Annotated in this window: 2 protein-coding genes; both read right to left on the bottom strand. The window is 75.0% G+C overall.

The window, feature by feature from the left end:
* A partial coding sequence (locus ACOV8S_RS05785; RefSeq protein ID WP_448316447.1) for a gamma-glutamyltransferase family protein occupies window positions 1-1353 on the bottom strand: 1353 nt, incomplete at its 3' end.
* A gap of 192 nt (window positions 1354-1545) precedes the next feature.
* The gene (locus tag ACOV8S_RS05780; RefSeq protein WP_448316446.1) at window positions 1546-2352 is read right to left on the bottom strand and encodes a sulfite exporter TauE/SafE family protein; all 807 of its coding nucleotides are present in this window, start codon (window positions 2350-2352) and stop codon (window positions 1546-1548) included.
* Between the last annotated feature and the right edge of the window lie 199 nt (window positions 2353-2551).

The raw sequence follows: 2551 nt of genomic DNA, 5'->3' as shown, positions 1-2551 counted from the left end.
GGGGAGGCCCTCCTCCAGCCAGGTCATCTGGAGGCGGGTGCCGAGCGGGAAGCCGAGTTCCGGGACGACCGGGTTGGACTGGAGCCAGCCGCCGCTGGGGGTCGCGGCGATCATGTTGCCCCAGCGGTCGACGACGTCCAGGTGGCAGGTGTCACCGCGGGTGCCGCCGTCCCGGGCGACGGTGGGTTCGCCGACGCCCAGCGCGTTGAACTCCGGCTCGTCGTCGGCGATCAGGTGCGCCAGGGCGGCCAGCCGGGGCTCGCGCCCGCCGGGGCTGCCGGGGCGCAGTTCGAGGGACGCCTTGCCGGGGTCGACCAGGCGGCGGCGTTCGGCGTTGTAGCCGGCGGAGAGCAGGTCGGCGAGCGGGACGCCATCGGGGCCGGCGTCGCCGTACCAGGCCTCGCGGTCGGCCATCGCGAGCTTGCAGCCCTCGATCAGCAGGTGCAGGTACTCGGCGGAGGCGTACGGCGGCAACTCGTCGGGAAGCAGCGCGAGTTGCTGGAGGAAGGCGGGGCCCTGGCTCCAGGGCCCGGCCTTGCAGAGGGTCCAGCCGCGCCAGTCGAAGGCGGCCGGGGTCTCGTACGTCGCGGACCAGGACGCGAGGTCCTCGGCGGTGAGGACGCCGGTGTGGTGATCACCGCTGGTGTCCAGGGTCGGGCGGCCGGACTGCCGCAGAAGCGCGCGGGCTATGAACCCCGAACGCCATATCTCCCTGGCCCGCTCGATGCGATCGACCCGGTCGCCGCCCGGGGCATCGGCCTCGGCGAGCAGGCGCCGCCAGGTGGCGGCCAGCGCCGGGTTGCGGAACAGGGCTCCGGGGCGCGGGAGTTCACCGTTCGGCAGGTAGACCTCGGCGGAGGACGTCCACTCGCTCTCGAACAGCTCCCGCACGGTGGCCACGGTCTCGGTCATCCGCTCCACGGGCGGGTGCCCGTCCTCTGCGTAGCCGACGGCGTACTGGAGCACGTCCGCGAGCTCCTTGGAGCCGTGGTCGCGCAGCAGCACCATCCACGCGTCGAAGGCGCCGGGTACGGCCGCCGCCAACGGGCCGGTGCCGGGGACCAGTTCGAGGCCGAGCCCGCGGTAGTGGGCGACGGTCGCGGCGGCGGGGGCCACGCCCTGCCCGCACAGCACCCGCACCTCTCCCCCGGCGGGCGCCAGCAGGATCGGCACCTCGCCGGCGGGGCCGTTGAGGTGGGGTTCGACGACGTGCAGCACGAAGCCGGCCGCGACCGCCGCGTCGAAGGCGTTGCCGCCGTCCTCCAGCACGGCCATCGCCGACTGCGAGGCGAGCCAGTGCGTGGACGACACCATGCCGAAGGTGCCCTGGAGCGTGGGCCGGGTCGTGAACATGGACTCTCACCTCGGGGTTTCCGTGCGACGGTCCGGACGACGAGCGTTCAGGCGAGTGTAGTGATCGCCCGGCTCTCCGACGAGGGAGCGGAAGGCGGCCGGAGCCGCGGTCCGCGGGACGGCCGTGGGCGGGGACCTGCCGACGCACGGCGGACCGGCCCTACCGCGGACTCGCCCGCACCGCGGACCTGTTCACATGAGGGTCTGCGCCGCGTAGAGCCCGCCGACCGCCGCGACCAGTGAGCCCAGCAGGACGCGCAGGAGGCGTTCGGGCAGACGGGGCTGGAGACGGGCGCCGAGGTAGCCGCCGGCCAGCCCGCCCAGGCCGCAGGACAGGCCGAGGAGGACGTCGGGGGCGATGTGCCCGTTGCCGGTGAGGGACAGCAGGCCGTACGCGCCGGCGCCGACCACCGAGGTCAGGAAGGTGGTGGCGAGGGCGGCCGGGGCGACCCGGGAGACGGGCATGCCCCGCCCGACCAGGATCGGCCCGAGGAGGGAGCCGCCGCCGATTCCGTAGATCCCCCCGACCGTTCCGACCGCGACGGCCAGCATCGTGACGACGCGGGGCGACGGCTCGCCCTGCGCGCGGCCGGGAGCCGGTTCGGGCGCGGTGGCGGTGACGGGCCGCAGGGTCCGGGCGACGAGCCACAGGCCCAGGGGCAGGAGGAGGACCGCGACCAGGATCCGGAACACGGCGGGGCCGGGGACGGCGAAGACCCGGATCACCGCCCCGAGCACCACCCCGGGCAGGGTTCCGACGACGAGGAGACGCGTCAGCGGACCGTACAGGCGCCCGTCCCGCCGGTAGCGCAGCAGGGCGCCGGGACCGGCGACGACGTTGTAGAGGAGGTTGGTCGGGGTGACGGCCGGACTGGGCACGCCCAGCACGCTCAGCTGGACGGGCAGCAGGAGGACCGCGCCGGACACGCCCACCGGCGCGGTCACCGCCGCGATCAGCAGGCCCGCGGCGAACCCGAGAAGTCCTGTCGACCAGTCCACCGCTCCCCCGTCCACGCTGTGGAGCCCAGTATCGACGCCGGGAGCGGCAGACCGCTCCGGCCCCTGCTTCGGCACTGTGCTTCGCGGCCACCACAACGCCGCGCAGCCGGAGGGCGGTCCAGGGACTCACTCCACTCCGGTGGACCGACGGGGCGGCGACCCGCCCTCCGGCGGGTCGCCGCCCCGTGCACCCGGGTGC

Source organism: Streptomyces sp. CO7, from assembly GCF_053474865.1.
This window is presented reverse-complemented; position numbering and strand designations above follow the sequence as displayed.